The sequence below is a fragment of the Nocardia bovistercoris genome (assembly GCF_015674855.1).
In the GTDB taxonomy this organism is placed as follows: Bacteria; Actinomycetota; Actinomycetes; order Mycobacteriales; family Mycobacteriaceae; genus Nocardia; species Nocardia bovistercoris.
Genome location: NZ_JADMLG010000008.1, coordinates 147,428 through 172,153, shown reverse-complemented (window position 1 = coordinate 172,153; position 24,726 = coordinate 147,428). Strand labels below are relative to the sequence as shown.

Here is a 24,726-nt window from a genome sequence, read left to right as displayed (position 1 = left end):
TGGGTCGATGACCATCGGAGTGATCGACGGTGCGCCGTCCTCGCGCAGGCACGCCGGTGCGCGCAGGGCGGTCGCCCGATTCGACCTGAGTTTGAGCGAAAACCCTTTTCCACCACTGCCTTCGGTGCTGCATGCGGTGAACGTCGAGATGGCGCGGTCGAATCGGTACCCGGAGTTCCTGCCGCACCGGCTGCCCGCGCTCGTCGCCGCGCGACTCGGCATCGACGCCGACCAGGTGGTGGTCGGTGCGGGCGCCACCGGGGTCGCGATGCAGATCATCCAGGCATTGACCACGCACGGCGACGAATTAGTCACCAGTACACCGACTTTCGACGGATACCCGATCATGGCCGACATGGCTGGACTGCGTCTGGTTCCGGTTCCGCTGGATTCGTCGGGCGCACAGGATCTCTCGGCCATGCGCCGCGCGGTGACCAAACGGACCAAACTGGTGGTGGTGTGCCGCCCGCACAATCCCACCGGGACCGTGGTCACGTCGGGTGAACTGCGCGGCTTCCTGTCCGCGGTGCCGAACGGGGTGCCGGTCGTCCTCGACGAGGCCTACGTCGAATTCCTCGCCGACCCCGACCAACTCGACACAACGGCCCTGCTCCGCAAACACTCGAATCTCATTGTGCTGCGCACCTTCTCGAAGGCGTACGGGTTGGCGGGCCTGCGCATCGGCTACGCGTTCGGCGGACGCGAACTGATGGCGAGGATCCGCCGTCTCCAACTCCCCTTCGGCATGGGCACGGCCGCGGTCGCCGCGGTCGCCGCCTCCTACGCGGCGGCGACCGAACTCGGCGAACGAGTCCGGCGCATCACGACCGCACGGGAACTCCTGCGCGACACCCTCCTCGCGGACGGCCTCTCGGTCCCCCGCAGTCACGCGAACTTCCTGTACCTACCCGGCCCCGGCATCGCGACCGCCCTGCGCCGCGCGGGCATCACCGCCAAATGCTATCCGGACGGAAGCGCCCGAATAGCGGTCGGCGACCCCGCCGCCGACCACGCCGTACTCACCGCACTCCGAGCACGGCCGACGCGCTGAGATCCGACGGTGTGGTCGCACGGAGACATCCCGCGACCACACCGGCCGGACAGCACCGACAGGGCGGATGCGCGAGTGTTCGTCGATGGTTCGATGGGTCCATGAGGTTCTGGTCCCTGCCCGAATTCCGTACGAACGAGACACCCGCACGCGGTACGTCCAGTCGTGTGCTGCTGCGGTTCGAGGCATGGGGTCGTGAGATCATTCTGCGGCAGACCGTGATCGAGCCCGGCGGCAGTTCGGGGTGGCATTATCACGACGGGACGTTGTTCGTGCTGGTGACGAAGGGGACCCTCGATCATCCCGATGCGCGACTCGCTCCGATCGCCTATCGGCGACCCCGGCTGTTCCGGGAGCGTGGTGGGCCTCGGTACGCGCATGTGGCGCGCAATCGGGGAACGGGACCCGTGGCGATCACCGTGTTGTACGTGAATCCGGTGGGTGCGCCGCTTTCGCGGGCTGTGGCGTCACCGGAGGGATAGGTCAACTGCCGCCACCGCCACCGCCGCAGCCGCCACCACCGCCGCAGCCGCTGCCGCCACCGCAGCCGGAAGCGTCGCCTCCGCCGCAGCCGCCACCGTCGATTCCACCGGGACCGTCACCCGCGTTCCAGCGCGAGCGGCGGCGCGACCGCTGGGCATTGCGGTTGGCGGCGAGGGCGATCGCGAGGATCAGGCCCGCGGTGAACAGGAGGATCAATCCGATCGCGGCGAATACGAGTACGGCGAACAATGCGTCGTTCATCTCAGTTACCGCCGCCACAGCCGCCACCACCGCAGCCGCCACCACCGCAGCCCGCGCCACCGGAATCGCCGCCACCGCAGCCGCCGCCACCGATGTGGGATCCGCCGACGCCGCCGATACCGCCGCGCACCGCGCCCCACGGTCGCGTCGCGGCGCCCCAGCGACGTGCGTCCGCGCGGCCGGGTAGCGGAGCGCGGTTCGCGGCACGTATCAGGAGACCGAGGACGACGGCCGCGAGCAGCAGTAGCACCGCCCCGACGATCGGCTGCGCCCAGATTCCTATCGCGAATATGCCCGCGAACACCAGGACTACGACAACGAGCCCGCGCATGAGTTCTCCCGGGAGGACGTGCGCACCGGACGCACGGATTCATCTGCACGGGATTCGGCCCGGATGGCGCGAATCCCTCACTGATATATCTGCGATGGGTGTGCGCGGCGCAACAGTCGAACTCGCCGAGCGAGTACCGCGGATCGAATGGAACGATCTCCGCTCCGGTTGCGTCCTACTACTGATGCAGGTGGTCCTCGACCCGTCCCATCCGGGGACGGTGCGAGCCGGACCTGCGCGAAGGAGGCGTGGAGATGGCCGGTGTGCTGAGTGTCGACATCGAGGTGTTGGGGAAGGCCGTCCAGGCCCTGCGGACCGCCGAGCAGGTGCTGTCCGACGCGATGAAGGCGATGTCCACCGGCAGCCATCCCGATATCGGCACCGCGGAACTCGACAATGCCGCCGACAGTTTTCAGACCCGATGGAAGTACGGCATCGAACGAATCGGCGAGTCGGCGAGAGTGACCGCGGAAGGCGTCTCGAAGTGCCTGGAGGCGTATCAGGCCACCGACACCGTGTTCACCGAGGCGCTGGAGCAGATCGAGGCGAGCATCGGCGGTTCGCCCTCGGGCGCCGAGGAGCGGGCATGAGCGCGAATCCTTATCCCAACCTGGGATTCAACCCGGTTCCCGGTGCGGTGAGCGATGTGGCCGGTCTGCAAGGGCAGATCAGTGGCGCGCACGACGCCGTCGAGGAAACCAACGGGTTGTTGAGTCGCCTCCGCGACAGCAATGACGATGTGTGGCAGGGCGACGCGGGCAATGCTTTTCGGGAAAATTTCGATGCCACGCTGGCACAGGACCTCGCCTATGCGCAGAGCTCGCTGGAAAAGGCGGTCGCGCTGATCCAGGAGTGGCACGCCAACTTGGTCAACTTTCAGGAGACCGCCAAAGGATTGGAATCCGAGGCGGCCGAAGCCAGGGTGGAGCACGCCAGAGCCGTCACGATTTTGCAGCAGGCGCAGTCCGATCCTGACTTGTCGCTGGTCAATACGACCTTCTCGGACGCGGAAAGCCTGCAAGCCGCGCAAACCCGCCTCGACGCGGCCGTCGCACGAGTGCGCACCGCGACCGCGTCGGTGGACGATTGGCAAACCAAGATCGACGCTGTCATCAAACGCGCACGTGATCTCGAAACGACCCACGACACCCTCGCCCGCCGAATCGCCGCCGAATTGGACACCGCGGCCAAAGATTTCGCGCCGAGTCCGCCGGACAGGAGCATCTGGGACAGGATCACCGATGCCATCGGGTCCCTGGGCGAATGGATCGACAAGCACCGCGAGGGAATCCACCAAACCCTCTCGATCATCGCCGCGGTCGGCAGCATCGTCGCGGTGTGCACGCCGCCGCCGTTCGACATCATCGGGTTCGCGGTCGCGGCGACCGCCACGGCCGGTCTCATCGGACTCGATGTGTCGAACCCGGACATCCGTCAGGGTCTGAAGAACGGCGACCTCAGCGCGTGGACGAAGGTCGGACTCGACTCCACGGGACTCTTCCCTGTGGGCGGCGCAGCGATCAAGGGCGCGAAATTCGGATGGACCGCCCTCCGGGGCGGTGGCGAGGCCCTCACGGCGGGCAAGCACGCGGCGCAGGCGGCCGGGGAGGCTCAGGGGCTCGGCGCGACGTTGTACAACGCCGTCACCCACGACCCGCTGTTGACCTCGAAGATCATCGACAAGATCCCCGGGGTGTCGAAGGCCGCCGAGGCCATCGGACTCCCGCACGCGGCCAACGACGTATTCGAGGTGACCCGCTACGTCGGGTCGCACTCGACGGCCGTCGAAAAACTCACCGGTGTCGCCTCCACGATCGAGGGAGTGGATCTGATCAACCGCGGCAGTAAACTCTGGACTTCTATCGCCGACCCGATCCGATCGCAGATCGGAAGTGACTGACCATGTCGGAGCGAAATGTGTCGTCGACAGTACCGATCGCCGTGGAGATACCGCAGGGATATATAGCGCTTCCGCTCACCGGTATCGATGACGCCATCGCGCGGACGGAGTCCCTGTTCGCAGCCGGCGATCTCGAAATGCTGACGGACACGGCCCCCGCGATTCTCCAAGCACTGAAAACAACCCTGACCGAGCTCGCGCGGCTCGACACGGTCTATTGCGGGATCGGCAGGCATATTTCCGCCGACGGCGGACAGATATCTTCGACATTGACCGTGGCGGTATCGGAATACGGTGAGCGGCGAAATCCACGGCTGACATTGGGCGATGTGCTCATCGGAAGGCGGGACGCGGGCGAGAGATACACCAATGCCGAACTCGTCGATGTCAACGGTCGAACTGTGCTGCTGCTCGATCGGACAAGGGCGGTGCCGACGCCCGCGCTGCCCGGATACGATCTGTCCGAACCCGAGCAACAGGTCTATCAGATCGAAGCGATCGTGTCGTCGCCGGACGGTTCCGCGATCGCTGTCGTCGAATTATCCACCGCCTTCGCGGACCACGGGGAAGAATATCTCGTGCCGATTGCCGAAATGGCCGCGTCCATACGATTCGAGAACACATCGAGCCGGTCCTCGATGCCGTTCTCGTTGGACCTCTGAGGGGCGGGCATGACGTACGCCAAAGCGGTCGGGATGCCTCCGGCGATATCCCGACCGGAAACCAGGGCGGCAACACGGAACGGAGTTCTGGCCCGTTGGACCCTGCTTCTGTTCGGTGCGATATGTCTACCGCTGACCATCCTGTTGATCGATGTGGGGGATCGAGTCGAGTCCGCGACCCTCGCCACGACCATCGGCGTCGCCAGAAACTTCGCCGCCGCCGGTATGACAGTCGGTCTGATATTCGGCACAACGTTGTTCTGGATAAATCGTAGAAGGCGGAGGGCGCTCACGCGCTATCCGTGGATCGTCTGGCCGATCAACTATGTCACCGCTGGGCGATACGAATGGGTCGAACTGCTCGATCGGGACGGTCGGCCGGTGTCCACGCTCATTCTGAGCACTTGGTCGAAAGATATCGGAAAGCTGGTCGACCACGACACCTCCGAGGTGTGGTTCGCGGGTGACCCGACGAAATACGGGGTGATCTCCCGGCCCGGCGGCGGGGACCTCCGGTACGCCTACTTCTCCAAGAGCAGACAGCCGCCGCGACTCATGTTCCGGAAAGATGTCGCGACCGATGACGTCCATCGACGCGAGTCGTCGCCCGCCGGGGTGCGATGGGAACTGTCACGCGAAGACGGCGTGGTGACGATGCAACCCGTCGGCGGTCCGCCGGTGGCACCGGTGCGGCACGGCGCGAAGGGCGACGACAGGTATCCCACACCTCGTACGCTGCGCCGAGTCCTCGCCTTCGTCCTCGATTGGACGCTGCATTTCGGCATCGCGCTCGGAGCCACGCTGCTCGTGAGCCCCGATTTCTCGGCCGAAGCCATCGCCCGATCGGACTGGAAACACATCGGGCTGAATCCGGCTGTCGCGCTCGGTTTCTGGCTGGCGGCATCGGCCCTGGACCGCGTCGTCATCCAGGCGATCTTCCATACGACCGTGGGTAAGGCCCTGTTCGGATTGCGCGTGATCCGACCCGACGACGGCACCCACCCCACTCTCGGCAAACTCTTGGCCGTTTGGCTGGTCGATCTGTACATGCTGGTCGCCGTGCCGATCTCGTTCGCGGGCAACGCCGACGCCCCCGGGCCGGACAAGGTGGAAGACTACTTCCTCCCGGCCGTACGCCGACGAGACCTGAAACCTCGCGATCCCACATGATCCGCGGCGACCGAACCCAACGGAGTTCCGGGTCGCGAGGTTGGAACCGCTGCCTGAACCACAGCCTGAACCCAGCCTGAACCGCAGCCGAACCGCTACTCATCGCGAACGCGAGAGCGAGCGTGGTGAATTCGCGCGATCAGCTGCCACCGCCTCCACAGCCGCCGCCACCCCCACCGCCACAGCTACTCCCGCCGCCACAGCTACTCCCGCCTCCGCAACTGCTTCCGCCGCCACCGCCACAGCTACTGCCGCTGCTCCCGGCGTCGTACGCGCCCGCCCCGCCCGAGGCGCTGCTCCACCGTCGCGCGTTGCGCCGCGACGGGCTCGACGCGCGACGGCTCGACACCACGATCCCGGCCATCAGAGCGATGACGAGCAGTCCCGCCCCGAGTATCGGTTCGATGAAAAGTGTGAAGAACCCCGCGAATGCCAGAACGATGACCACAACTGCGCCCACGATTACCTCCCCGGATCGAGCGCGTACCGTCAGACCGACGGATCACCGTCGAGTCTGGTCACAGTAGTGCCCCTTCCGCAACAGGGTTACACCTATCGAGCGAGTGATCGCGTGCGGGGTGGATATCCGGTTCACTTCGGGACAACGTGCATCGAGCCGAGCGCCTGCGGCCGATGAGCCGGTCAGCTGGGGGCGCAGGTCTCGCGCAGGGAGCAGGCGCCGCAGGACTGACCGCATCCGCCGGTCCGGTCCGGCACGAGTGCGGCGATGGCCCGGCCCGCGACGTTCGCGCCCGCGCCGAGAGTGCACAGCGCGATCGCCATGGTGGCCGCGGCCACACCGAGCGCGACGGCCCACGGGGCGGCGAAGGCGATCAGACCGCCCGCGAACAGCAGGAAACCGGCCGCGACACTGGTGGGCGCCGCGACCCGGTTGGCGATGCGGAAGGTTTCGTCGGTGCTGAGCGCGTCCTCGGTGTGGACGCCGACGAACCGGTTGCGCGGCAACCGGCCCGCGAGCCCGAGCACGCCGGTCGCGACGGCGACGAGGGCGAGCGCGAACAGGACGAAAGCTACGGCGAACACACTGGCAGATTAACGCACCGAGAGGTCGGCGACCGCGTGACCTCCCTCGCAGCCGTCGCTCGGTCACGCGCCCCCGCCGGGCGGCGCGGCCCTTTTCGGTGCATGGGCATCGACGTTCTACCCTGTTCACATAGTTTGTCGGGAATCGGCGAGAACAAGAAGGCAGGACCGTGCAGGACACTCGTGCAACCGCAAGCGATGGACCCGAGCACAGGTACAGCGCCGAGCTCGCGGGTCGCATCGAGCGCAGGTGGCAGCGCCTCTGGGAGGAGCGCGGCACCTTCCACGCGCCCAACCCCACCGGACCGCTGGCCGGTGACACGCCGCCGGACAAGCTCTTCGTCCAGGACATGTTCCCGTACCCGTCCGGCGCGGGCCTGCACGTCGGGCATCCGCTCGGGTACATCGCCACCGATGTCTTCGCCCGCTACCACCGGATGAACGGGCGCAATGTGCTGCACGCGCTCGGCTACGACGCGTTCGGCCTGCCCGCCGAGCAGTACGCGGTGCAGACCGGCGCCCATCCGCGCGACACCACCGAATCCAATATCCGCACCATGCAGCGGCAGCTGGACCGGCTGGGTCTCGGGCACGATCGCCGCCGCTCGTTCGCCACCACCGATCCCGAGTACTACCGCTGGACGCAGTGGATCTTCCTGCGCATCTACAACGCCTGGTACGACCTGGAACTCGGTCGGGCACGGCAGATCTCGGAGTTGGAGCAGCAGTTCGCCACCGGCGCGCGGCCCGCACCGGACGGCCGGGACTGGGCGAGTATGTCGGCCGCCGAACGCGCCGCCGTCATCGACTCGTATCGCCTTGTGTACCAGACGGATTCGGTCGTCAACTGGTGTCCCGGCCTCGGCACTGTGCTGTCCAACGAGGAAGTCACCGCCGACGGCCGCAGCGAGCGCGGCAACTTCCCGGTGTTCCGTAAGCGCCTGTGGCAGTGGATGATGCGCATCACCGCCTACTCCGACCGACTGGTCGACGATCTCGACCTGCTCGACTGGCCGGAGAACGTGAAGTCCATGCAGCGCAACTGGATCGGGCGTTCACGTGGCGCGCGGGTGAGTTTCGCCGCCGAGGGCGGCGCCATCGAGGTCTTCACCACCCGGCCCGACACGCTGTTCGGCGCCACCTACGTGGTGCTCGCCCCGGAACACGAACTGGTCGACACCCTCGCCGCCGCCGCATGGCCGTCGGACACCGACCCGCGCTGGACCAACGGCGGCGCGGCGACACCGGCCGCCGCCATCGCCGCCTACCGCGCATCCATCGCGGCGAAATCGGATCTGGAACGCCAGGAGAACAAGGAGAAGACCGGCGTCTTCCTCGGCGTATACGCGACCAACCCGGTGAACGGCGCGGCCCTGCCGGTCTTCGTCGCCGACTACGTGCTCATCGGGTACGGCACCGGCGCGATCATGGCGGTGCCCGGTCACGACCAGCGCGACTGGGAATTCGCCACCGCGCTCGGACTGCCGATCGTCGAGGTCATCTCCGGCGGCGACGTGACGGTCGCGGCGCACGGCGGCGACGGTGAACTCGTCAATTCCGACTACGTGAACGGACTTTCGGTCGAAGACGCGAAAGCCACCGTCATCGCCCGGCTCGAACAGGACGGCCACGGCAGCGGCACCATCCAGTACAAGCTGCGCGACTGGCTGTTCGCCCGGCAGCGGTACTGGGGTGAACCGTTCCCCATCGTCTACGACGAGCAGGGTGCGCCGCACGCGCTGCCGGAATCCATGCTGCCGGTGCTGCTTCCGGAACTCGACGATTTCGCGCCGGTCACCTTCGACGCCGACGACGCCGATTCCGAGCCGTCGCCGCCGCTGGCCAAGGCCACCGATTGGGTCCATGTCGAACTGGATCTCGGCGACGGGCCGAAGAAGTACCGCCGCGACACCAATGTCATGCCGAACTGGGCGGGCAGCTCCTGGTATCAGCTGCGCTACGCCGACCCGACCAACACCGACCAGTTCTGCGCCAAGGAGAACGAAACCTACTGGCTCGGACCGCGTCCCGCCGAACACGGCGCGACCGATCCCGGCGGCGTCGATCTGTACGTCGGCGGTGTCGAACACGCGGTGCTGCATCTGCTGTACGCGCGGTTCTGGCAGAAGGTGCTGTTCGATCTCGGTGACGTGAGCGGCTGCGAGCCGTACCGTCGCCTGTTCAACCAGGGCTACATCCAGGCGCACGCCTACACCGACGAACGTGGCGCCTACGTGCCCGCCGCCGAGGTCGTGGAGCGCGACGGCGCGTTCTACTGGACCGACGGCACCGGAACCGAGATCACCGTCTTCCAGGAATACGGCAAGATCGGCAAATCCCTGAAGAACGCCATCTCCCCCGACGAGATGTGCGACCTGTACGGCGCCGACACCTTCCGCTTCTACGAGATGTCGATGGGCCCGCTCGACACCTCGCGTCCGTGGGCGACCAAGGACGTCGTCGGCGCGCACCGCTTCCTGCAGCGTGTCTGGCGTCTGGTTGTGGACGAGGAGACGGGCGCGCCGAGGGTCACCGAGGAAGTGGCCTCGAACAAGACGCAACGCCTGCTGCACAAGACCATCGCCGGCGTCGACGAGGATCTGGCCGCGCTGCGCGACAACACGGCGGGCGCCAAACTGATCGAACTCACCAACCACCTGACCAAGACCTACCCCGACGGCGCCCCCCGCCTCGTGGTCGAATCCCTGGTCCTCATGCTGGCCCCGCTGTCCCCGCACATCGCCGAGGAACTCTGGGAACGCCTCGGCCACACCGAATCCCTTGCCCACGGCCCCTTCCCGGTCGCCGACCCGGCTCTGCTGGTGGACGAATCCGTGGAGTACCCCATCCAGGTCAACGGCAAGGTCCGCAGCCGCATCCAGGTCCCCGTCGACGCCGACACCCCGAGCATCGAAGCCGCAGCCCTCGCCGATGAGAAGGTCGCCGCCATCCTCGAAGGCGCGACCCCCCGCAAACTCATCGTCGTCCCCGGACGCCTGGTGAACATCGTCGCCTGACAATCGAGAAGACGAGATGTGCGTGTCGAGTCGGGTAATACTCGACTCGGCACGCGCCCGTCCAGCGCTATCGGAAGGCATTGCCGATCCTCGATGCTCATCGCCTACATCGACGAGTCCGCCCGACGCCGCTCCGGCGACGGTGTGTCTGCACGCGCCCGAGATCAAGACCGAGCGGGCACGACGTCGGTGCATGGAGGTCCTACTGCCTGCGTTGTCCGCTCGGGATGTAGCCGAGATCTACTTCGAGTCTCGCCAGCCCGCGCAGGATAAACACGACAGAAAGTTCCTCGGTGGGTTCCGCAGGCAACCTGGCTTTCGTGAGGAGATCCATGTCGACTGGATAAAACCACTCGATGATCCGGCACTGTGGGCAGCTGATGTCGTCGCGGGTGCCTTGTCTTGGTGGTTCGATAGCGTAGGCGACCACTGGGATGCGCTGGATGACGTCGTGGAAATGCTGGAGTTCGATCCTTAGACGCGGAAGCCGGGCGCCTGATTCCATCAGGTAGCCCGGCCCCACTTCTGCCCCCAGGGGGACAGCGACATCTCTATTTTCCATATGGAAACCGTCGGGCGCAACAGACGGCGCGGGCGGGGGTCAGGTCGGGGGGAGGAGGACGTCGTCGAGGGTGACCAGGGAGAGGTTGCGTTCTTTGATGATGTCGACCAGTTGGCCGTAGCAGTGGGTTACGGCGGGGGCGTTGGCGTGGCCGATCACGATGGTCTGGGGGTTGAAATACTCTCGGGCGCAGGCTATGAGGTATTCCTCGGTGATGACGCCGGAGTCGGAGAGGGAGCCGTACCACATGACGGGGACGGTGTAGCCGAGGTCGGCGGCCACTCGGTCGACGGTGGCGTTGTGGCGGCCGAAGGGCGGGCGGAAGTAGGGGGTGCCGTCGACGCCGAAGTTGTTGCGCAGGTAGGTTTTCGCGCGGTCCAGTTGGGAGGAGACGGCGCTCGCCGAGATCGCGGTGAGGTCGGCGTGGTCCCAGGTGTGGTTGGCGAGCTGGATCTGGCCGGAGTCGACGAGGGGGCGCAAAGCGTCGCGGTGGATGGCCCAGGAGTCGTAGTAGGCGGTGACGAAGAAGGTGAAGCGGGCGCCGGTGTCCTTGGCGAATTGGATGTAGGCGCCTACGACTTCGGGGCTCGCGCCGTCGTCGACGGTGAGCGCCATGCTCGAACCCTTGCCCGGCAACGCGGTGATGGTCGAGGCCGGTATACGTGTCTTGGGCCCGCCGGGCGGCGGCGGCAACCGCGGGCGCGGCGGCGGCACGGGCTGGGGCTCGGTCAGCGGCGCACCGCCCGCGGAACCGCTCTTGATGGGGTCGCCTTCGGCCACCGCGCAGCCGGTCAACGCCATGGCGGTGCCCGCCGCGAGCATCGACAACAAACGACGTCGTTCCACTATATGTACCTTCGGGTTCCGCTCGGAGCTGATGTCCCACCTGACCGGGAACCGCGTCGGTGGGGGGTGAACGAGCGGACTGTACCGGTGGAATCTGTCCGTCAGCTTAACCACCACGCACATGTGAGCAAACCGAGACAAATCGGACCTACCAGCGGGAACGGTGTCAGCGGTAGGTCACGGAGCGGGCGGCCTCAGAACGGGCGGAGCACGATCTCGGTGGGATGCGCGTCGCGCGGCGTGTCGACGGCGTTGCGCACGGCGGCCGCGACGGTGCTCGCGGTCAGGAAATCCTCGGCCCGGTAGTCGCGTCCCTCGTGCGCCCTGATCTCGCGCTGCATATCGGTATCGATCCGCCCCGGATGGATCGAGGTGACCCGCAGGCTCTGCTCCTCGAGCCGCAGCGCGTCACCGAAGGCGCGCAGCCCGAACTTGCTCGCCGCGTACGAGGCCCACCCGGCGTGCGCGCGCAGCCCCGCGCCCGAATTGATCAGCACCACATGGCCGTCCGCGGCGCGCAGCGCGGGAAGCAACACCCTGGTCAACTCCGCGACCGCGATCAGGTTGGCCTCCAACGTGTTCCGCCACTGGTCCACACTGGATTCGGCGATGGTACCGAGATCGGCGATTCCGGCGTTGTGCACCAACACATCGAGGCGTGCGATGGACGCGGACGCCGCGGCGACCGCGCGGTAGTCGGTCAATTCGACCGGCCACCCGGTCGCACCGGGCAGTTCGTCGAGGATGGGGCGCAGCGAGTCCGCCGACCGCGCGCCGAGCAGCAGGTCGTGGGTCGGCGCGAGTTCCCTGGCGATGGCGGCGCCGAGTCCTCGGCTCGCGCCGGTGATCAACGCGACGGGTTTCGGCGTACTGGTGACGGCGGTGTCCATGGGGAAACCGTAACCGCTACCTCGCGACGCACCGCGACGCGCGACACACGGCAACTCACCGGCAACCACAGCGCCCGGCAATCAGCCGCGCCGAATACGCAACACCGAAGGCGCACGAAGCGATGCACACATAAGTCGGAACAATCTCCACGGGACGGGGCATGCGCGAGTGAGATCCGCATATCTGCCGGTCGAACACCGGTGGCACGAGGTCGAAACGGACGACGCGGGCGTGGCGGCCGAGCGACACACCGCTCAGCGGGCGTACCTGCGGGTGCCATCGCAGAATAGGGGGATGACACATCCGGGGTTCACTCCCACACAGCTCGCGGCCCGCGCCGCCTACCTGCTGCGGGGCAACGACTTGGGCACCATGACGAGTGCCGCGCCCCGGTTGTACCCGCACATGTGGAGTTGGGACGCGGCGTTCGTCGCCGTCGGCCTCGCGCCGTTGAGCGTGGAACGCGCGGTGATCGAAATGGATACGCTGCTGTCCGCGCAGTGGAAGAACGGAATGATCCCGCACATCGTCTTCGCGAACGGTGTCGACGGATATTTTCCCGGCCCGGCGCGGTGGGAGTGCCGCAAACTCGCGGTCAACGCCCCGGAGGGCCCCGACACTTCCGGTATCACGCAGCCGCCCGTGCACGCGATCGCGGTGCAGCGCATCCTCGACCACTCGCGCAGGCACGGTCGAAGCACCAGGGCGGTGGCCGAGGAGTTCCTGAATCGGCGCTGGCCGGATCTGGTGCGCTGGCACCGTTGGCTCGCACATGCGCGCGATCCCAAGGAGAACGGCCGGATCACCCTGTATCACGGCTGGGAATCCGGGATGGACAATTCGCCGCGCTGGGACCGTGCCTACGAGAACGTGGTGCCGGGCGATCTGCCGCCCTACAAACGCGAGGACACCGTCGTCATCTCCGATCCGACGCAGCGGCCGAGTGATCGCGAATACGACCGCTACCTGTGGCTGGTCGAGCAGATGCGGCGCGCGGGCTACGACGACTATCTGCTCGCCTCGAGCATGAGTTTCGCGGTGGAGGATGTTTTCGTCACCGCGATCTTCACCCTGGCCTGCGAGGTGCTCGCCAATATCGGCGAGGAGTACAAGCAACCCAACGCCGATGTGCGCGACCTGTACGGTTGGGCCGACCGCTTCCGCGCGGGCGTGGTCGCCACCGCCGACGCGCGCACCGGCGCCGCCCGCGATTTCGATGTGCGCCTGCAACGTTGGATCAACACCGAGACGCTGTCGGTGTTCGCGCCGCTGCTGTGCGGCGGACTTCCGCGCGACACCGAACGCAGCCTGCTTCGCCTGTTCGAGGGTCCGCGCTACTGCGGCCACCCCGACCTGCGCTACGCGCTGCCGCCCTCGACTTCCCCGGTTTCCAAGGACTTTCGCGCCCGCGAGTACTGGCGCGGTCCGGTGTGGCCGGTCATGAGCTGGCTGTTCTCGTGGGTGTTCGCGCGGCGCGGCTGGGCGGAGCGGGCTTTCATGTTGCGCGCCGAGGGGTTGCGCCAGGCCAGCGACGGCAGTTTCGCCGAGTACTACGAACCGTTCACCGGTGAACCGCTCGGCAGTATGCAGCAGTCGTGGACGGCGGCGTCGGTACTGGACTGGTTGGGCTGATCCACACGCCCGCCTTCGCCGCATTGAAAGCGGTTGGCTATCGTCGTGCAACATGGATAGCACTCGCTGGAGATCGACTCGGGTCGTTGCGTTATCCGCTGTAGCGGTCTGCGGCATACTCGCCGCTACCACGCCGGGCGCAGTGCGGGCCGCGCCGACCGGACCGGATGTGTCGTCATGGCAGCACATCGACGGACGGCTGATCGACTGGTTCGCGGTGCGCCGCGCCGGACACCAGTTCGCGATGGTGAAGGCCACCGAGGGCCTGACCTACGTGAACCCGTACTTCGTGCCGGACAGTGTGCTGATGCGGGCCGCCGGGGTGGCGCGCGGCACCTACCACTACGCCCGACCGCAGCTGCCGCCCGAACCGCAGGCCGCCCTGTACGCGGCGACCGTGCTCGGCCAGAACGGCCCGCTCGACCTGCCGCCCGTCCTCGACCTCGAACATTCCGGCGGCCTGCCGCCCGGCGCCCTCATCGACTGGACCCATCGCTACCTGAACACCGTCCGCGCGCTCACCGGCCGGATGCCGATTGTCTACACCTATCCGAACTTCTGGAAGACGGCGATGGCCGATACCGACCAGTTCACCGCCTACCCGCTGTGGATCGCCGACTACCGGGGCAACGACCGGCCCGAGGTTCCCGGCGGCTGGCCGACCTGGACCTTCTGGCAGACCACCGACGACGGCCGTATCCCCGGCATATTCGGCCCCACCGATATCAACATCTACAGCGGCGCCCAAGGCGATTTCGCCGGTTTCGCGAACATCTACGGCCTCACCGGAAGCGGCTAGCACTGCCGCCACCCGCCGCGACGGGTGGCGGTCGGCCAGGTGCGAGCTAGACGCCGATGCGGCCGTTGGCCTTCCAGACGACGGCCACGGCGGGACGGGGCTGGGCGGCGCCGCCCTCGGGCCAGTGCGACAGGGGGTTTTCGGGGGTGGCGTCGTCGGCTTCGCCCGGATGCTGGACGCAGACGATCACGCGGTTCTCGGTGACAATGGGGCCGCAGGTCTCGGCGCCGCGCGGGACCGTCAGGAACTGCTTGGTCTGGCCGCGGTTCGGGCCGTCGAGAACCACGGAGAACAGGCCGTCGTTGCTCTTGAGCGCGTTGCCGTCGGTGGAGATCCACAGGTTGCCGTAGACGTCGAAGGCCAGGTTGTCCGGGCAGGAGATCGGGCTGACCTTGGTCTTGTCGTAGCCCGCGAAGTAGGTGTCGGCGGCGGCGGGGTCGCCGCAGACCAGCAGCAGCGACCAGGTGAAGTCGGTGCCCGCGTGGTCGTCGGTGATCTCGAGGATCTGGCCGTTCTTGTTCAGCTTGCGCGGGTTGGCCTCGTCGGGCCCGGCGACCTTGTCGTCCTTGCCCCGGTTGTCGTTGTTGGTCAGCGCCACATACACCTTGCCGGTGTAGGGGTTGGCCTCGAAGTCCTCGGGGCGGTCCATCTTGGTCGCGCCGACCTTGTCGGCGGCCAGGCGGGTGAACACCGCGACCTCCTCGGCGGACATGCCGTCGACCAGCGATTTGCCCTTGCCGTCGGTTCCGGTCTCCAGCAACGGAATCCAGGCGCCCTTGCCGGTGAAACCCTTGTCGGAGGGTACGGTTCCCGAGCCGTCGATCTTGTCGGCGTGGTCGCCGGTCAGCTTGGCGACGTAGAGCGTGCCCGCGTCCAGGATGGTCATGTTGTGGCGCATGCTGGCCTGGCCGGTGCCCGCCTTGATCTTGCGCGAGGAGATGAACTTGTACATGTAGTCGAACCGCTCGTCGTCGCCGGTGTAGGAGACGACCTCGCCGTTCTCGGTCACGTAGATGGTGGCGCCCTCGTGCTTGAGCCTGCCCATGGCCGAATGTTTCACCGGCGTGGAAGTGGGGTCCCACGGGTCGATTTCGACGACGTAGCCGAATCGGTTCGGCTCGTTGGGTTCGCTCGCCATGTCGAAACGCTTGTCGGTGCGCTCCCACTGGTTCAGGGTGGCGCCCTTGGCGAATCCGTAGCGCTTGATGCGCGGCTTGCCGGTGGGGTCGCTGACCTTGTCGCTGTTGGCGAAGTAACCGTGGAAGTTCTCCTCGCCGGAAAGCACGGTGCCCCAAGGGGTCACGCCGCCGGAGCAGTTGGCGAAGGTGCCCTTGACCTTGGTTCCGCTCGAATCGGCGCCGGTCTGGGTGAACATGCCGCCCGCGGCCGGGCCGGTGAGCAGGAATTCGGTGTCGGCGGTGATGCGGCGGTTGTACTTGCCGAAGACGGGAGTCAGCTTGCCGCTGCCGGGTTCGCCCTTGACCTCGATCACGGTGAGGCCGTGCGCGGCCTTGGTGATCGCGATCTGCTCGTCGGTCGGGGCGTCCTTGTTGTAGCCGCGGAACATGTGCGGGCCGGTGGTGTACTCGTGATTGACCACGAGCAGGAAGGAATTCGGCTGACCTTCGATGGGCAGCAGGGCCGCGAAGTCGTTGTTGTAGCCGAACTGCTTGGCCTGCGCCGCGGCGGTCTGCCGCTCGAAGTCGAAGGCGGGCGCGTCGGCGAGAACCGGGTCGCCCCAGCGGATCACGACCGACTGCTGGTAGCCGTCGGGGATCACGATCGCGTCTTCCTTGTTCGGCGCGACAGCGGTGAAGTCGGTGCCGGTGCCCGCGGCGCCCGCGGGGGTGTAGGTGGGGGTGACCGCGGCGCCCGATTCGTCGTCGTCACCGCAGGCCGCAAGCGCGCCGCCGACGCCGACCGCGAGCACCGCGGCCGCACCGCCCTTGATCAGGCCGCGCCGGTTCAGGGAGCTGACGATATCGCCGAAGTACGTGTTCTCCGAAGTGTTGGGCGCCTCGTGGAAGCACGCGTTGCCGCATTTGTAGGCACAGGTCACGGACGCACGACCGGACTGGCCGTCGTGCTTCACGAAGAGAGCGAGAGGTTTCGACATCACGGTGACTCCCTGATTCGGTCTGACGCGCCGCACGCTAAACGCCCCAGACTATCCGCAGGAGAAAAACGGGTGAACGACTGACCAATTAGGTAACCCTCAGTTAACTGAAAGGGTGCCGACACGCGAAACCCGACGTCCGGAGGTGTTCGGACGCCGGGTCGGGCGGTGATCTGTCGTGGACTCTCGGACTCGGGTATCTCATACGGTCACGCATTGACGGGCAGGGACAGCACCACCTCCATCTCGTTCTCGGGCAGATAGTGCACCTGCACGATCCGGCCGACCTGCACGTGGCCCACCGCGGTCGGGGGCAGGAACTTCTGCACGCGGGTGCCGAAGGTGGTGCCGTCGGGGCGGGTGACCACGAGTGCGAGGTCGATCTTGGAATGTCCGTCGCGGATCTCGCCCGGCACCGTCAGCGCCTGCACCACCGCCTGCGCCCGGATGCCGCGCTCGGCGATGTCGAGTTTGGCCGCCGTCGTGAAACCCTTGCGAATCATCGACTCGTTCATCACGCGCTGCGCCTCGGCACCGTTGCCGGACTGGTCGACCTCGACCTTGTCGTAGCGGCCCGGCAGGTAGCGCACCGGGAGCACCACGCCGGGGCGGAGCAAGGCGAGTTCGGTGAGCGGAACCACCATGCGCGCCGTCGAATCGAAGACCTTGCCGTCGGCGGCCTCGACGCGGAACTCGATGCGCACCTGCGGCTGATCGTTGAGGGTGACACCGGTGTGCCGGAACGACTTCACGGTGCCGAGACCGAGCTGACCACCGCGGAATTCGCCGCTGTTCAGGCCGGTCAGCGCTTGCAGGATGCCGTCGCCGGTGAACGCGAAGACGATCGGGACGATGGTAAGGGCCATGATCGGCAGCGCCATCTGCCAACCGATCCAGCCCATGTAGTCGGGGAAGAAATCGTCTTCGTAGGTGAGGCCGGTCCAGAGGTAGAAGCCGAACGCGAAGACGGCGAAGGCGACGGCGAGGCCGCGGGCGGTGTTCTTCATGATGATCCTTGTGGAGAGGTGGGGATGGATCGTTCGCTCTCGAATCCGCGCCCCGCGCGTCTGCGGGGCGCGGAATCCGAGGCGTCGCGTCATCAGCCGACGATGGTCGAGCAGGCGAAGGTGATGTCGAACTTGGCGGTGGACGGGCCCGCGAGCGGGTTGGTCATGTCGGGGGCGCCGACGCCCTCACCGGTCACCTTGAAGGTGTTGCCGTCCTTGACCAGCTTCGCCGAACCGCCCGGCTGGCCGTTGCCGTAGCCGACCGCGTAGGGCAGGCCGTTGGAGCCGCCCTTGCTGCCCGCGATGCCGACCGCCTGCACCGTGTCGCCGACGACGGTGGCGCTCACGCTGAGCTGGCCGTAGGTGCCGTTGGCGGTGTCGGTCAGCGCCAACGCGAGAGTGTTGCCCTGCTTGGCGCAGGTGGTGTCGAACTTGCCGTCGAGGGCCTTGCCGTCGACCGCGGCCGCCGACTTGCCGCCCGGCGCGGCCGCCGGGGTCGCCGCCTGGCTCGAAGCCTTCGGGGTCGAGGCGGGGGTGGCGGTGCTGCCGGAATCGTCGCTGCACCCGGTGACGAAGAGGGCGAAGGCGGCGGCGGTGGCGGCGACAGCGGCGGTGGCGAAGCGGGAGGTGGTGTTCATGGCGATGTCCTTGTCTTTTCGTCTCGTTCGGCTCCTCGGTGGCGCCGTTGAGAGAAAGGTATGAACGTCGCGAGCCCTACCGATCCCAACTTTCGGCGGCGTGACTTCGGCGAAACTCCGTTAACCTGGTCGAATGCGACGACCGCGCGCCATGGTGCTCGACGAGGTGTGGCGCAGGCTCGACGGTGTCGACGCGCTCAGCGGACCGACCGGAGGGCCGCTGCGCCGCACGGTGAAGCTCGTGCTCGACCCGCTCGTCATCCGCCCGGTGCAGAACCCGAGCTGCGCGGGCGCCGTCCTCGACGAAGACGGCGCCACCCTGCTCGCCACCCGAATCCACGCGAGCGCCGACGTGCTGCGTGCCACCGCTTCCTGGTTCACCCTGCTCAAACAGGTACGCCGGGCGCAGCGGATCACCGAGGGCAATGCCCAGGACCTGTACTTCCAGCGCTGTTTCGAACTCGCCACCACCAAAGGCGCACCCGATCCCGACCGCGATCGCTCGGTCGCCGAAGAAACCCTGCGCGATATCCACGAACTGTCCGCAGGGCGCACCACGCAGGCGCTCAAACAGCACCTCACCGACGAGGCGCGGGTGCGCGAACTCACCGCACTGGTCGAGTTGGCCTGGCGCAGGCGGCCCGCGACGGGCACGCCGAGCGGCACGCACACCGCCCCGCTCACCGAACTTCTGGACACGGTCGCCGAGGGCCGCTGGGAGGGCGACGGCGCCGAAGGGCAGCGGCTGTTCGACAAACTGGTCGCCGCGCACGCGGGCACCCACTCCGGGATGGCGCTGTGGCACCGCGAATCCGGGCCGACCGCCCGTGAGCTCGGGCTCACCGCGCATCCTCGGCCCGTGCGGCCCGCGCTCGGGGCATCGGCATCCACCGCCGATCTGGCGCTGCCCTTCGATCGCAGCATCTACGAGCGCGTGTTCACCGTTCTGCAGGGTTCGAGCGATCGCGCCGACCTGCCCGCCGTGCCGGAACTGGTCACCACCGAGATCGCGCGCAGTTGCGCGCCGTGGGCGTTGCTGGACGAATCGCTGCGGGTCGCGGCGGCGTCCGGGGTCGCGTTGGCCGAAGGGCTCGCGCCGATCGGCGCGCGGACACGGGAATCCGGGGAACTCACCGTGGTCGACGGTGCGACCGGTGCGCGGAAATCGGTGCGCACCATCGAGCGGCGCGCGCACGGTGGGACGCGGGTGGAGACGCCCGCCTTGGGATTCGGTGCGCAGACCGCGGCGCACCGAGTGGTCAACGGTCGGTGGCAGCGGGAAGCGTATGTGCTGCAAGCGCGGCGGCTCGCCGTCGACGCCGAAGCCGCGCTCGCGCCCGACAATCCGCTGGCCGTCATCGCCGCCGAACTGCGCGCGCCGTGGCGGCCCTACCTGCGGCGGCTGTGGGTTCGACTGCACGGGCGCGACGTTCGCGAATTCGGTGTGTACGAGCCAGACGAACTATGGGATCTGCTCGACGGTGTGGCGCGGTCGGTGATCCTCGACCATCGCACGAAGGTGAAGAACGCGCTCAGCGCCGAGGCCGCCGCCGAGGCGAGCGAATCGAGGGCGGGCTGATGGCACCGGCGCACATCGCATTCGAGGCGAAACTGGCGACCGCCCAGCAGGCGCGCCGACAGCCGCGAGCGAATCGAGGGCAGACCGAGGCCACCGATACACATCGAATCCCGAGACGCGGCAACGATGCTCGCCCCGGTAGGCGTATCGACAGCCGCGAGCGCCTCGACGGGAGGCCACAGGCGCACATCGAATCCCATAGCGCGGCAACGATGCTCGCCACCGCAGACGCGCCGATTGTCGCGGCGAAGGCCAGCGGATCGAGGGTGGACTGATGGCACGAGTGCGCATGGCGTTCGGGGATGGCGTATCGACGATCGCCCCTGCGGGCGCGCCGTCCGTACTCGATGCCGAATGCGGTGTCGATGTGCTGGTACTCGAGGTCCTCGGCGGACATCTGACCTGGAACCTATTGAGCCCCCAGCATCTTCCGGCGGCCGTGGTGGATGATCTCGATGCTGCGGGCGAATGGTTGTGGGCGGTGTTCGGCGAACAGGTCGCCGTCGCGGCCGATGAGCGATGGACCGGCGATCTCGACGCCGAGTCCACGCTGCCCGAACTTGTCACCGACGCGAGGCGACTCGCATACGCGCATTGGGCCGCCCGGTGGTGGCCCGCCTCCGTTATCGACGGGATCGCCGCGCTCGACCCGCGATTGCTCGAATCCGATATCGCCACTCTGACCGAGCGATGTGAACTCCTCGTGGACGGCGCGGATGCGGAACTGCCTGTGCTTTTGCCCACGACAAGCGTTGCACGTCAATCTGATTACGCCTTGGCGGCAGGCGGCGAGCAGGCCGATGGATTGATCGTGGCGCGAGGGGTCGGCGGCTGGGACTGGCGGGGCTGCCCGCCCGGACTGGTCGACGCCTCCGAACGGTCGGTGTCGTGGGAGGTGGTGCGGGAATCGGGGACCACACTGGTCACCGTGCGTGCCGCCGCCGCGCCGGAGGTCGGGTCGCCGGTACCGACGCATCTGCGTCCACGGGCCGCGCTCGGTGTCGACGGTTCGACCCGGGCCGAAATCGATCTGACGCTGGTCGGGGATGCGTGGGTCGGCGGGGGCAAGGTGCCGATGGATACGGTCGGGACTGTGGATATCCGAGTGCCAGGAGTCGGGAAGACCGGTGTCACGGCCGCTGCCGACGACGCGACCGTGCGCCAACACCTCCGAGATCTGGCGCGCGTCCGGCTCGCCCGCGCCGCCGACACGGACGCCACCGGATTCGACACCCCACTGCTCGCCGAGATCGCCGCCGCTACCTCGGACGAGGACTTCTGATGAGCGAGCCGGACGACGGGCGCGCGGTGCTGTTGGAAGGCGCTGCCGCCTACCAGCGCGGTGAAGTCGCCGAAGCGCTGCGGATATTCGAGCGGGCGGCACGCACCTCGACAGGTGGACTGCGCACCAGCGCGCTCATCAATGCCGCGAGCATGGCCGACGAACTCGGCGATCACGCCACCGCGCTCGGCTGGTATCGCGAAGCGCTGGACGAAATGCCTGCGGACGCCGTGGAGAAGCGGGTTTCGGCGCTGGTCAACTACTCTCAGGCGCTGCAACACGTCGGCGAACTGGAGCAGGCGCAGGCCGCGCTCGAACAGGCACGCGAAACACTGGGCGACGGTGAGGAATTCGGCGCGCTGCGGGTGGCGTGCCTGCTTTCGCTGTGCGCGGTGGCCTTCCATCGCGGCCAGTGGACCCGCACCATCGAGATCGCCACCGAATCTCTCGACGCGGCCGTACGTTTCGCGCCGCATCTGGCTGGGCACCCGCTGTCGAACCTGGCGGGCGCCTATTTCGAGACCGGACACCGCGAACTGGCCGTGGACTTCATGCGGCAGGCGCTCGCGGCCTTCGAGTCGGCGCTCGACCCCAACGGCGTCGCCGAGACACAACAGAACCTGGCGACCATGTTCCTGCGGATGGATCGCCTCGACGAGGCCGAGCCGCTGCTGCGCGCGGGTCAGGACTATTTCGAACGCGCCGGACTCGGGCATCGCGCGGGCATCGGGCTCAAGACTCTGGGTTTCCTCGCCGAAGGCCGCGGCGAACTCGATTCCGCCCACGATCTCTACCGCAGCGCCCACGAGTATTTCACCTCGTCGGGAGCGGTTCTCGACGCCGCCGACGTGCGGGTGCGACTCGCGACGGTCGCATTCCGGCGCGGTGCCGTATCCGAAGGTGAACAGCTACTGACCGAGGCGTTCCGCGCCTACGCCGAACGTGGACTCGGATTGCACTGCGCGCAAATAGATTACTGGCACGCGACGCTGCTCGAATCCGTGCTGGAAGCCATGCCCGACCCCGGAATCCGCACCGTCGCGACCAATCTCGCGGTCACCTCGGCGATCGCCATCGACGCCGTCCGCCACACCTTCGGCAACGGCGGTCAACGCGAGCACTGGAATCGCGCGATAGCCGACCCCGCGATGCGCTTGGCCTTCCGCTTCGCCCACCTGTCCGGAAACGGACAACTGCTCGTGGACCTGATCGAAACACAGTGCGCTGGATCGACATTGAATCTGGTACCACCCGAAGCCGAGCCACCCGCGCAGCTGCCACTCGACCTCCTCTCCACAACCGACCCGGTTCAGCCCGACGAGGAGGGCGAACTGTCCGCGGGCACGGACCTCATGGCCGGAACAGCGTCACCCACCGCGAATCCGCGCGCGGGCGCCACCGCACTGCAACTCGGCGCGGCGCTGGCCGAGGTGGCGGCGAGCGCGGGTCTGCCGGTCGCACCGCCCCCTCGGGTTACGGTCGGCGCCGACGGGCACGTCGCACTGGCGGCCTACATCGCGGCCGCCGAGCAGCGATACGGACGCCGGGTGCGCGACGAACTGATGGTCCCGACATGAACGCGCCTGACCTGAGCAGGCCGGGCGGTGCACGGCCGACGGTGCTGGTGCGGATGGCCGACGCGGGTGATCTGTACATGTCGTGGCGGTGGGAGGGGGATCTCGCGCAGGCCGGTGTGAGCGTGCTGCCGGGTGCGCCGATCGAGGAGGCGGTGCGGGCGCTGGCGGACGCGCTGCCGAATCCGACTGCGCCCGGCGGCGTCGAACACCCGCTCACGGCAGGGGCGTTCGCGGAGGCGAAGTCCGAATATATACTGGCGCAGCAGCTTTCCCGTGCACTGCTCCCGTCCGGGTTGGCCGACCAGCTCGCGGCCGTCTACCGCGACGGAGTGCGTCCGCGTCTGCTCCTGCAACCCTCGCCGCGGGTGGCGCAGGTGCCGTGGGAGATCATCGCGCCCGCACCGGAACTGCGGCTGATCGATATCGCCGATATCGGATTGCTCGCGCCCGCAGGTGTTCTACACGCGCCGGGACGCGTGGTCCGCTCGTGGGAGCGTGATCGCGAATTGCCGGTGGTCGCGGTGCTCGATCCGCGCATCCCCGGTTTCCGCGCCGATTCCGCACTCGGGTCGGTACTGGGAAGAGTGAGTGCTCCGACGCCGCTCACCGATCGCATCGCGCACTACGCCGCGCGAAAGCGGCTGATGCCTGCCGTCACCGAACCGACCGAGATCTTCCGCCGCACCGACGTCGACCGCGCGTGGCTCGCCGCGGCCTTGCGGTCGGGCGCGAGTCGCCTGATCTACGTAGGCCACGTCACCGCCGCCGCACCCGAATCGGGTCGCAGCGAGAACGCCGAACTGCACCTGTCGTGCACGGCCGACGCCACCGGTTTCGCCGAGCCGACCCGCAACCACCGCCCACTCTCCGCCAAGGACCTGCTACTCGGCACCCACACCCTCGACCCCGACACCCCCGTCGCGGGCAACAGACTGTGGCCCATCCCGAGCCGCGTCGCCCTCATCGCCTGCGAAAGCGGCGGCGACCTGCGCTTCTCCGAAGCTCTCGGCCTGACCGCCGCCATGCTCAACGGCGGCGCCGAACTGGTCACCGCGAGCCGCTGGCCCCTCCCCACCGACCACGCCTTCCACCGCACCGCGGGCGCACCCCCCGAAGCCACCCCCCTCACCGACGCCATCTGCGCCATCGACACCGCCCACGAACACCCCGACCCCATAACCACCCTCGCCGACTGGCAACGCACCCGCCTCACCCACTGGCGAAACACCCCGTCGATAGAGAACTCCCCCATCCTCTGGTCCGCCTTCGCCACCATAGACACCCGCCCAACCGCGAGCCCGCCTCAGCGGTAAGCGTCGGAACGCTTCGCCACTGTCATGATCGTGACGACCTGCTCATCGTCGTCGATCTCGTACACGATGCGATACTGCCCGATCCGGATTCGCCAATCTGACTGTCCCACCAGCTTTTTCGCGCCGCGCGGCCGCGGGTCACCGGTCAGATCGATGATCGCGTGCAGTGCGGCTTCGAGCACATCGCGCGGCAACTTCTGGAGTTGTTTGAGAACTTCGGAGTGGAACTGCGCCCTCACGACGCCAGTACCGTGGCGGGATCGACGCCGAGCGCATCGAGCATTTCCGACATCGACATGATGTCGTAACCAACCTCACGCAACCCACGCAGATGAAGTGCATCCACCAAGTCGGCGTGCTCGTGCAAACGCTCGTAGTCCGCCATGGAGATGATCACCGCGACTTCACTGCCATTGTCGGTGATGATCACCTCGTCACCGCTCGCCGCCACCTCACGCACAATGGCACCGAGTTGCATCCGCAACTCCCGCAGACTTTGTGTACTCATGTTGAACATGTTACACATCAACTCCGCGAAGCGTTGGAACTGCGGCTCAGTGTCCAG

24 protein-coding genes are annotated in these 24,726 nt (G+C 67.4%); 13 read left to right on the top strand and 11 right to left on the bottom strand.

All coding sequences use genetic code 11. The annotated features are described in order from the left end of the window. Positions 1-7 precede the first annotated feature (7 nt). Positions 8-1,051, top strand: coding sequence for an aminotransferase class I/II-fold pyridoxal phosphate-dependent enzyme (locus IT779_RS20470; protein ID WP_196150976.1), 1,044 nt, complete (start codon positions 8-10; stop codon positions 1,049-1,051). A gap of 101 nt (positions 1,052-1,152) precedes the next feature. After that, positions 1,153-1,533 carry a cupin domain-containing protein gene (locus IT779_RS20465; RefSeq protein WP_196150975.1) on the top strand — a complete coding sequence of 127 codons (381 nt, stop codon included), beginning with the start codon at positions 1,153-1,155 and terminating at the stop codon, positions 1,531-1,533. A 1-nt stretch (position 1,534) separates the two neighbouring features. On the opposite strand, the gene IT779_RS20460 is transcribed toward IT779_RS20465, so the two are convergent. Together IT779_RS20460 and IT779_RS20455 are read right to left on the bottom strand one after the other, a co-directional pair. Beyond that, a complete protein-coding gene (locus IT779_RS20460; RefSeq protein ID WP_196150974.1) occupies positions 1,535-1,795 on the bottom strand; it encodes a hypothetical protein in 261 nt (86 codons plus the stop codon). A gap of 1 nt (position 1,796) precedes the next feature. Next, positions 1,797-2,126: a hypothetical protein gene (locus IT779_RS20455; RefSeq protein ID WP_196150973.1), complete on the bottom strand. Its 330-nt coding sequence runs from the start codon at positions 2,124-2,126 to the stop codon at positions 1,797-1,799. A gap of 254 nt (positions 2,127-2,380) precedes the next feature. Here IT779_RS20455 and IT779_RS20450 point away from each other — a divergent pair, with 254 nt between their 5' ends. From IT779_RS20450 to IT779_RS20435, 4 genes are read left to right on the top strand one after another with little or no spacing between them, the layout of a single operon-like run. Next, entirely contained in the window at positions 2,381-2,716 is a 336-nt protein-coding gene (locus IT779_RS20450; RefSeq protein ID WP_196150972.1) for a hypothetical protein, read from the top strand. Beyond that, on the top strand, positions 2,713-4,026 hold the full coding sequence (locus tag IT779_RS20445; protein ID WP_196150971.1) for a hypothetical protein: 1,314 nt from the start codon (positions 2,713-2,715) through the stop codon (positions 4,024-4,026). The genes IT779_RS20450 and IT779_RS20445 overlap by 4 nt, the downstream gene beginning before the upstream one ends. A 17-nt stretch (positions 4,027-4,043) precedes the next feature. Next, positions 4,044-4,688: a hypothetical protein gene (locus tag IT779_RS20440; RefSeq protein WP_196150970.1), complete on the top strand. Its 645-nt coding sequence runs from the start codon at positions 4,044-4,046 to the stop codon at positions 4,686-4,688. 9 nt (positions 4,689-4,697) lie between these two features. Then, positions 4,698-5,858 carry an RDD family protein gene (locus tag IT779_RS20435; protein ID WP_196150969.1) on the top strand — a complete coding sequence of 387 codons (1,161 nt, stop codon included), beginning with the start codon at positions 4,698-4,700 and terminating at the stop codon, positions 5,856-5,858. 642 nt (positions 5,859-6,500) lie between these two features. Here the strand turns inward: IT779_RS20435 and IT779_RS20430 are convergent. Beyond that, complete coding sequence (locus IT779_RS20430; RefSeq protein WP_196150968.1) at positions 6,501-6,902, bottom strand: SdpI family protein; 402 nt, start codon at positions 6,900-6,902, stop codon at positions 6,501-6,503. Between the two features lie 170 nt (positions 6,903-7,072). On the opposite strand from IT779_RS20430, the gene leuS reads away from it, so the two are divergent. Continuing rightward, complete coding sequence (gene leuS / locus IT779_RS20425) at positions 7,073-9,919, top strand: leucine--tRNA ligase (RefSeq protein WP_196150967.1); 2,847 nt, start codon at positions 7,073-7,075, stop codon at positions 9,917-9,919. A gap of 202 nt (positions 9,920-10,121) precedes the next feature. Here leuS and IT779_RS20420 read toward each other — a convergent pair whose 3' ends face one another. From IT779_RS20420 to IT779_RS20410, 3 genes are all read right to left on the bottom strand, one after another. Then, on the bottom strand, positions 10,122-10,481 hold the full coding sequence (locus IT779_RS20420) for a hypothetical protein (RefSeq protein WP_196150966.1): 360 nt from the start codon (positions 10,479-10,481) through the stop codon (positions 10,122-10,124). Between the two features lie 39 nt (positions 10,482-10,520). Further along, positions 10,521-11,303, bottom strand: coding sequence for a polysaccharide deacetylase family protein (locus tag IT779_RS20415; RefSeq protein ID WP_196151188.1), 783 nt, complete (start codon positions 11,301-11,303; stop codon positions 10,521-10,523). 218 nt (positions 11,304-11,521) lie between these two features. Then, positions 11,522-12,217 (bottom strand): SDR family oxidoreductase, encoded by a 696-nt coding sequence (locus tag IT779_RS20410; RefSeq protein WP_196150965.1) that lies wholly within the window; start codon positions 12,215-12,217, stop codon positions 11,522-11,524. A gap of 295 nt (positions 12,218-12,512) precedes the next feature. Here IT779_RS20410 and ggh point away from each other — a divergent pair, with 295 nt between their 5' ends. Continuing rightward, positions 12,513-13,850 (top strand): glucosylglycerate hydrolase, encoded by a 1,338-nt coding sequence (ggh, locus tag IT779_RS20405; RefSeq protein WP_196150964.1) that lies wholly within the window; start codon positions 12,513-12,515, stop codon positions 13,848-13,850. Between the two features lie 52 nt (positions 13,851-13,902). Next, the gene (locus tag IT779_RS20400; protein ID WP_196150963.1) at positions 13,903-14,649 is read left to right on the top strand and encodes a glycoside hydrolase family 25 protein; all 747 of its coding nucleotides are present in this window, start codon (positions 13,903-13,905) and stop codon (positions 14,647-14,649) included. Positions 14,650-14,695: 46 nt separating this feature from the next. On the opposite strand, the gene IT779_RS20395 is transcribed toward IT779_RS20400, so the two are convergent. The 3 genes from IT779_RS20395 to IT779_RS20385 all read right to left on the bottom strand — a co-directional run bounded on the left by IT779_RS20395 (position 14,696) and on the right by IT779_RS20385 (position 18,410). Further along, the gene (locus IT779_RS20395) at positions 14,696-16,768 is read right to left on the bottom strand and encodes a PhoX family protein (RefSeq protein WP_196150962.1); all 2,073 of its coding nucleotides are present in this window, start codon (positions 16,766-16,768) and stop codon (positions 14,696-14,698) included. 206 nt (positions 16,769-16,974) lie between these two features. Continuing rightward, on the bottom strand, positions 16,975-17,772 hold the full coding sequence (locus IT779_RS20390) for a hypothetical protein (protein WP_196150961.1): 798 nt from the start codon (positions 17,770-17,772) through the stop codon (positions 16,975-16,977). Positions 17,773-17,864: 92 nt separating this feature from the next. After that, positions 17,865-18,410 (bottom strand): lipoprotein LpqH, encoded by a 546-nt coding sequence (locus IT779_RS20385; RefSeq protein WP_196150960.1) that lies wholly within the window; start codon positions 18,408-18,410, stop codon positions 17,865-17,867. Positions 18,411-18,561: 151 nt separating this feature from the next. Here IT779_RS20385 and IT779_RS20380 point away from each other — a divergent pair, with 151 nt between their 5' ends. From IT779_RS20380 to IT779_RS20365, 4 genes are all read left to right on the top strand, one after another. Next, positions 18,562-19,989: a hypothetical protein gene (locus IT779_RS20380; RefSeq protein WP_196151187.1), complete on the top strand. Its 1,428-nt coding sequence runs from the start codon at positions 18,562-18,564 to the stop codon at positions 19,987-19,989. A gap of 274 nt (positions 19,990-20,263) precedes the next feature. Then, positions 20,264-21,271, top strand: a complete 1,008-nt coding sequence (locus tag IT779_RS20375; protein WP_196150959.1) for a hypothetical protein — start codon at positions 20,264-20,266, stop codon at positions 21,269-21,271. After that, the gene (locus tag IT779_RS20370; RefSeq protein WP_196150958.1) at positions 21,271-22,848 is read left to right on the top strand and encodes a tetratricopeptide repeat protein; all 1,578 of its coding nucleotides are present in this window, start codon (positions 21,271-21,273) and stop codon (positions 22,846-22,848) included. The genes IT779_RS20375 and IT779_RS20370 overlap by 1 nt, the downstream gene beginning before the upstream one ends. Then, the gene (locus IT779_RS20365; protein WP_196150957.1) at positions 22,845-24,161 is read left to right on the top strand and encodes a CHAT domain-containing protein; all 1,317 of its coding nucleotides are present in this window, start codon (positions 22,845-22,847) and stop codon (positions 24,159-24,161) included. Before IT779_RS20370 ends, IT779_RS20365 begins: the two co-directional genes overlap by 4 nt. Here the strand turns inward: IT779_RS20365 and IT779_RS20360 are convergent. Together IT779_RS20360 and IT779_RS20355 are read right to left on the bottom strand one after the other, a co-directional pair. Beyond that, the gene (locus IT779_RS20360) at positions 24,152-24,400 is read right to left on the bottom strand and encodes a type II toxin-antitoxin system RelE family toxin (RefSeq protein WP_196150956.1); all 249 of its coding nucleotides are present in this window, start codon (positions 24,398-24,400) and stop codon (positions 24,152-24,154) included. The two genes, IT779_RS20365 and IT779_RS20360, sit on opposite strands and share 10 nt — an antisense overlap. Then, positions 24,397-24,669 (bottom strand): type II toxin-antitoxin system Phd/YefM family antitoxin, encoded by a 273-nt coding sequence (locus tag IT779_RS20355; protein ID WP_232541919.1) that lies wholly within the window; start codon positions 24,667-24,669, stop codon positions 24,397-24,399. Before IT779_RS20355 ends, IT779_RS20360 begins: the two co-directional genes overlap by 4 nt. Positions 24,670-24,726 lie beyond the last annotated feature (57 nt).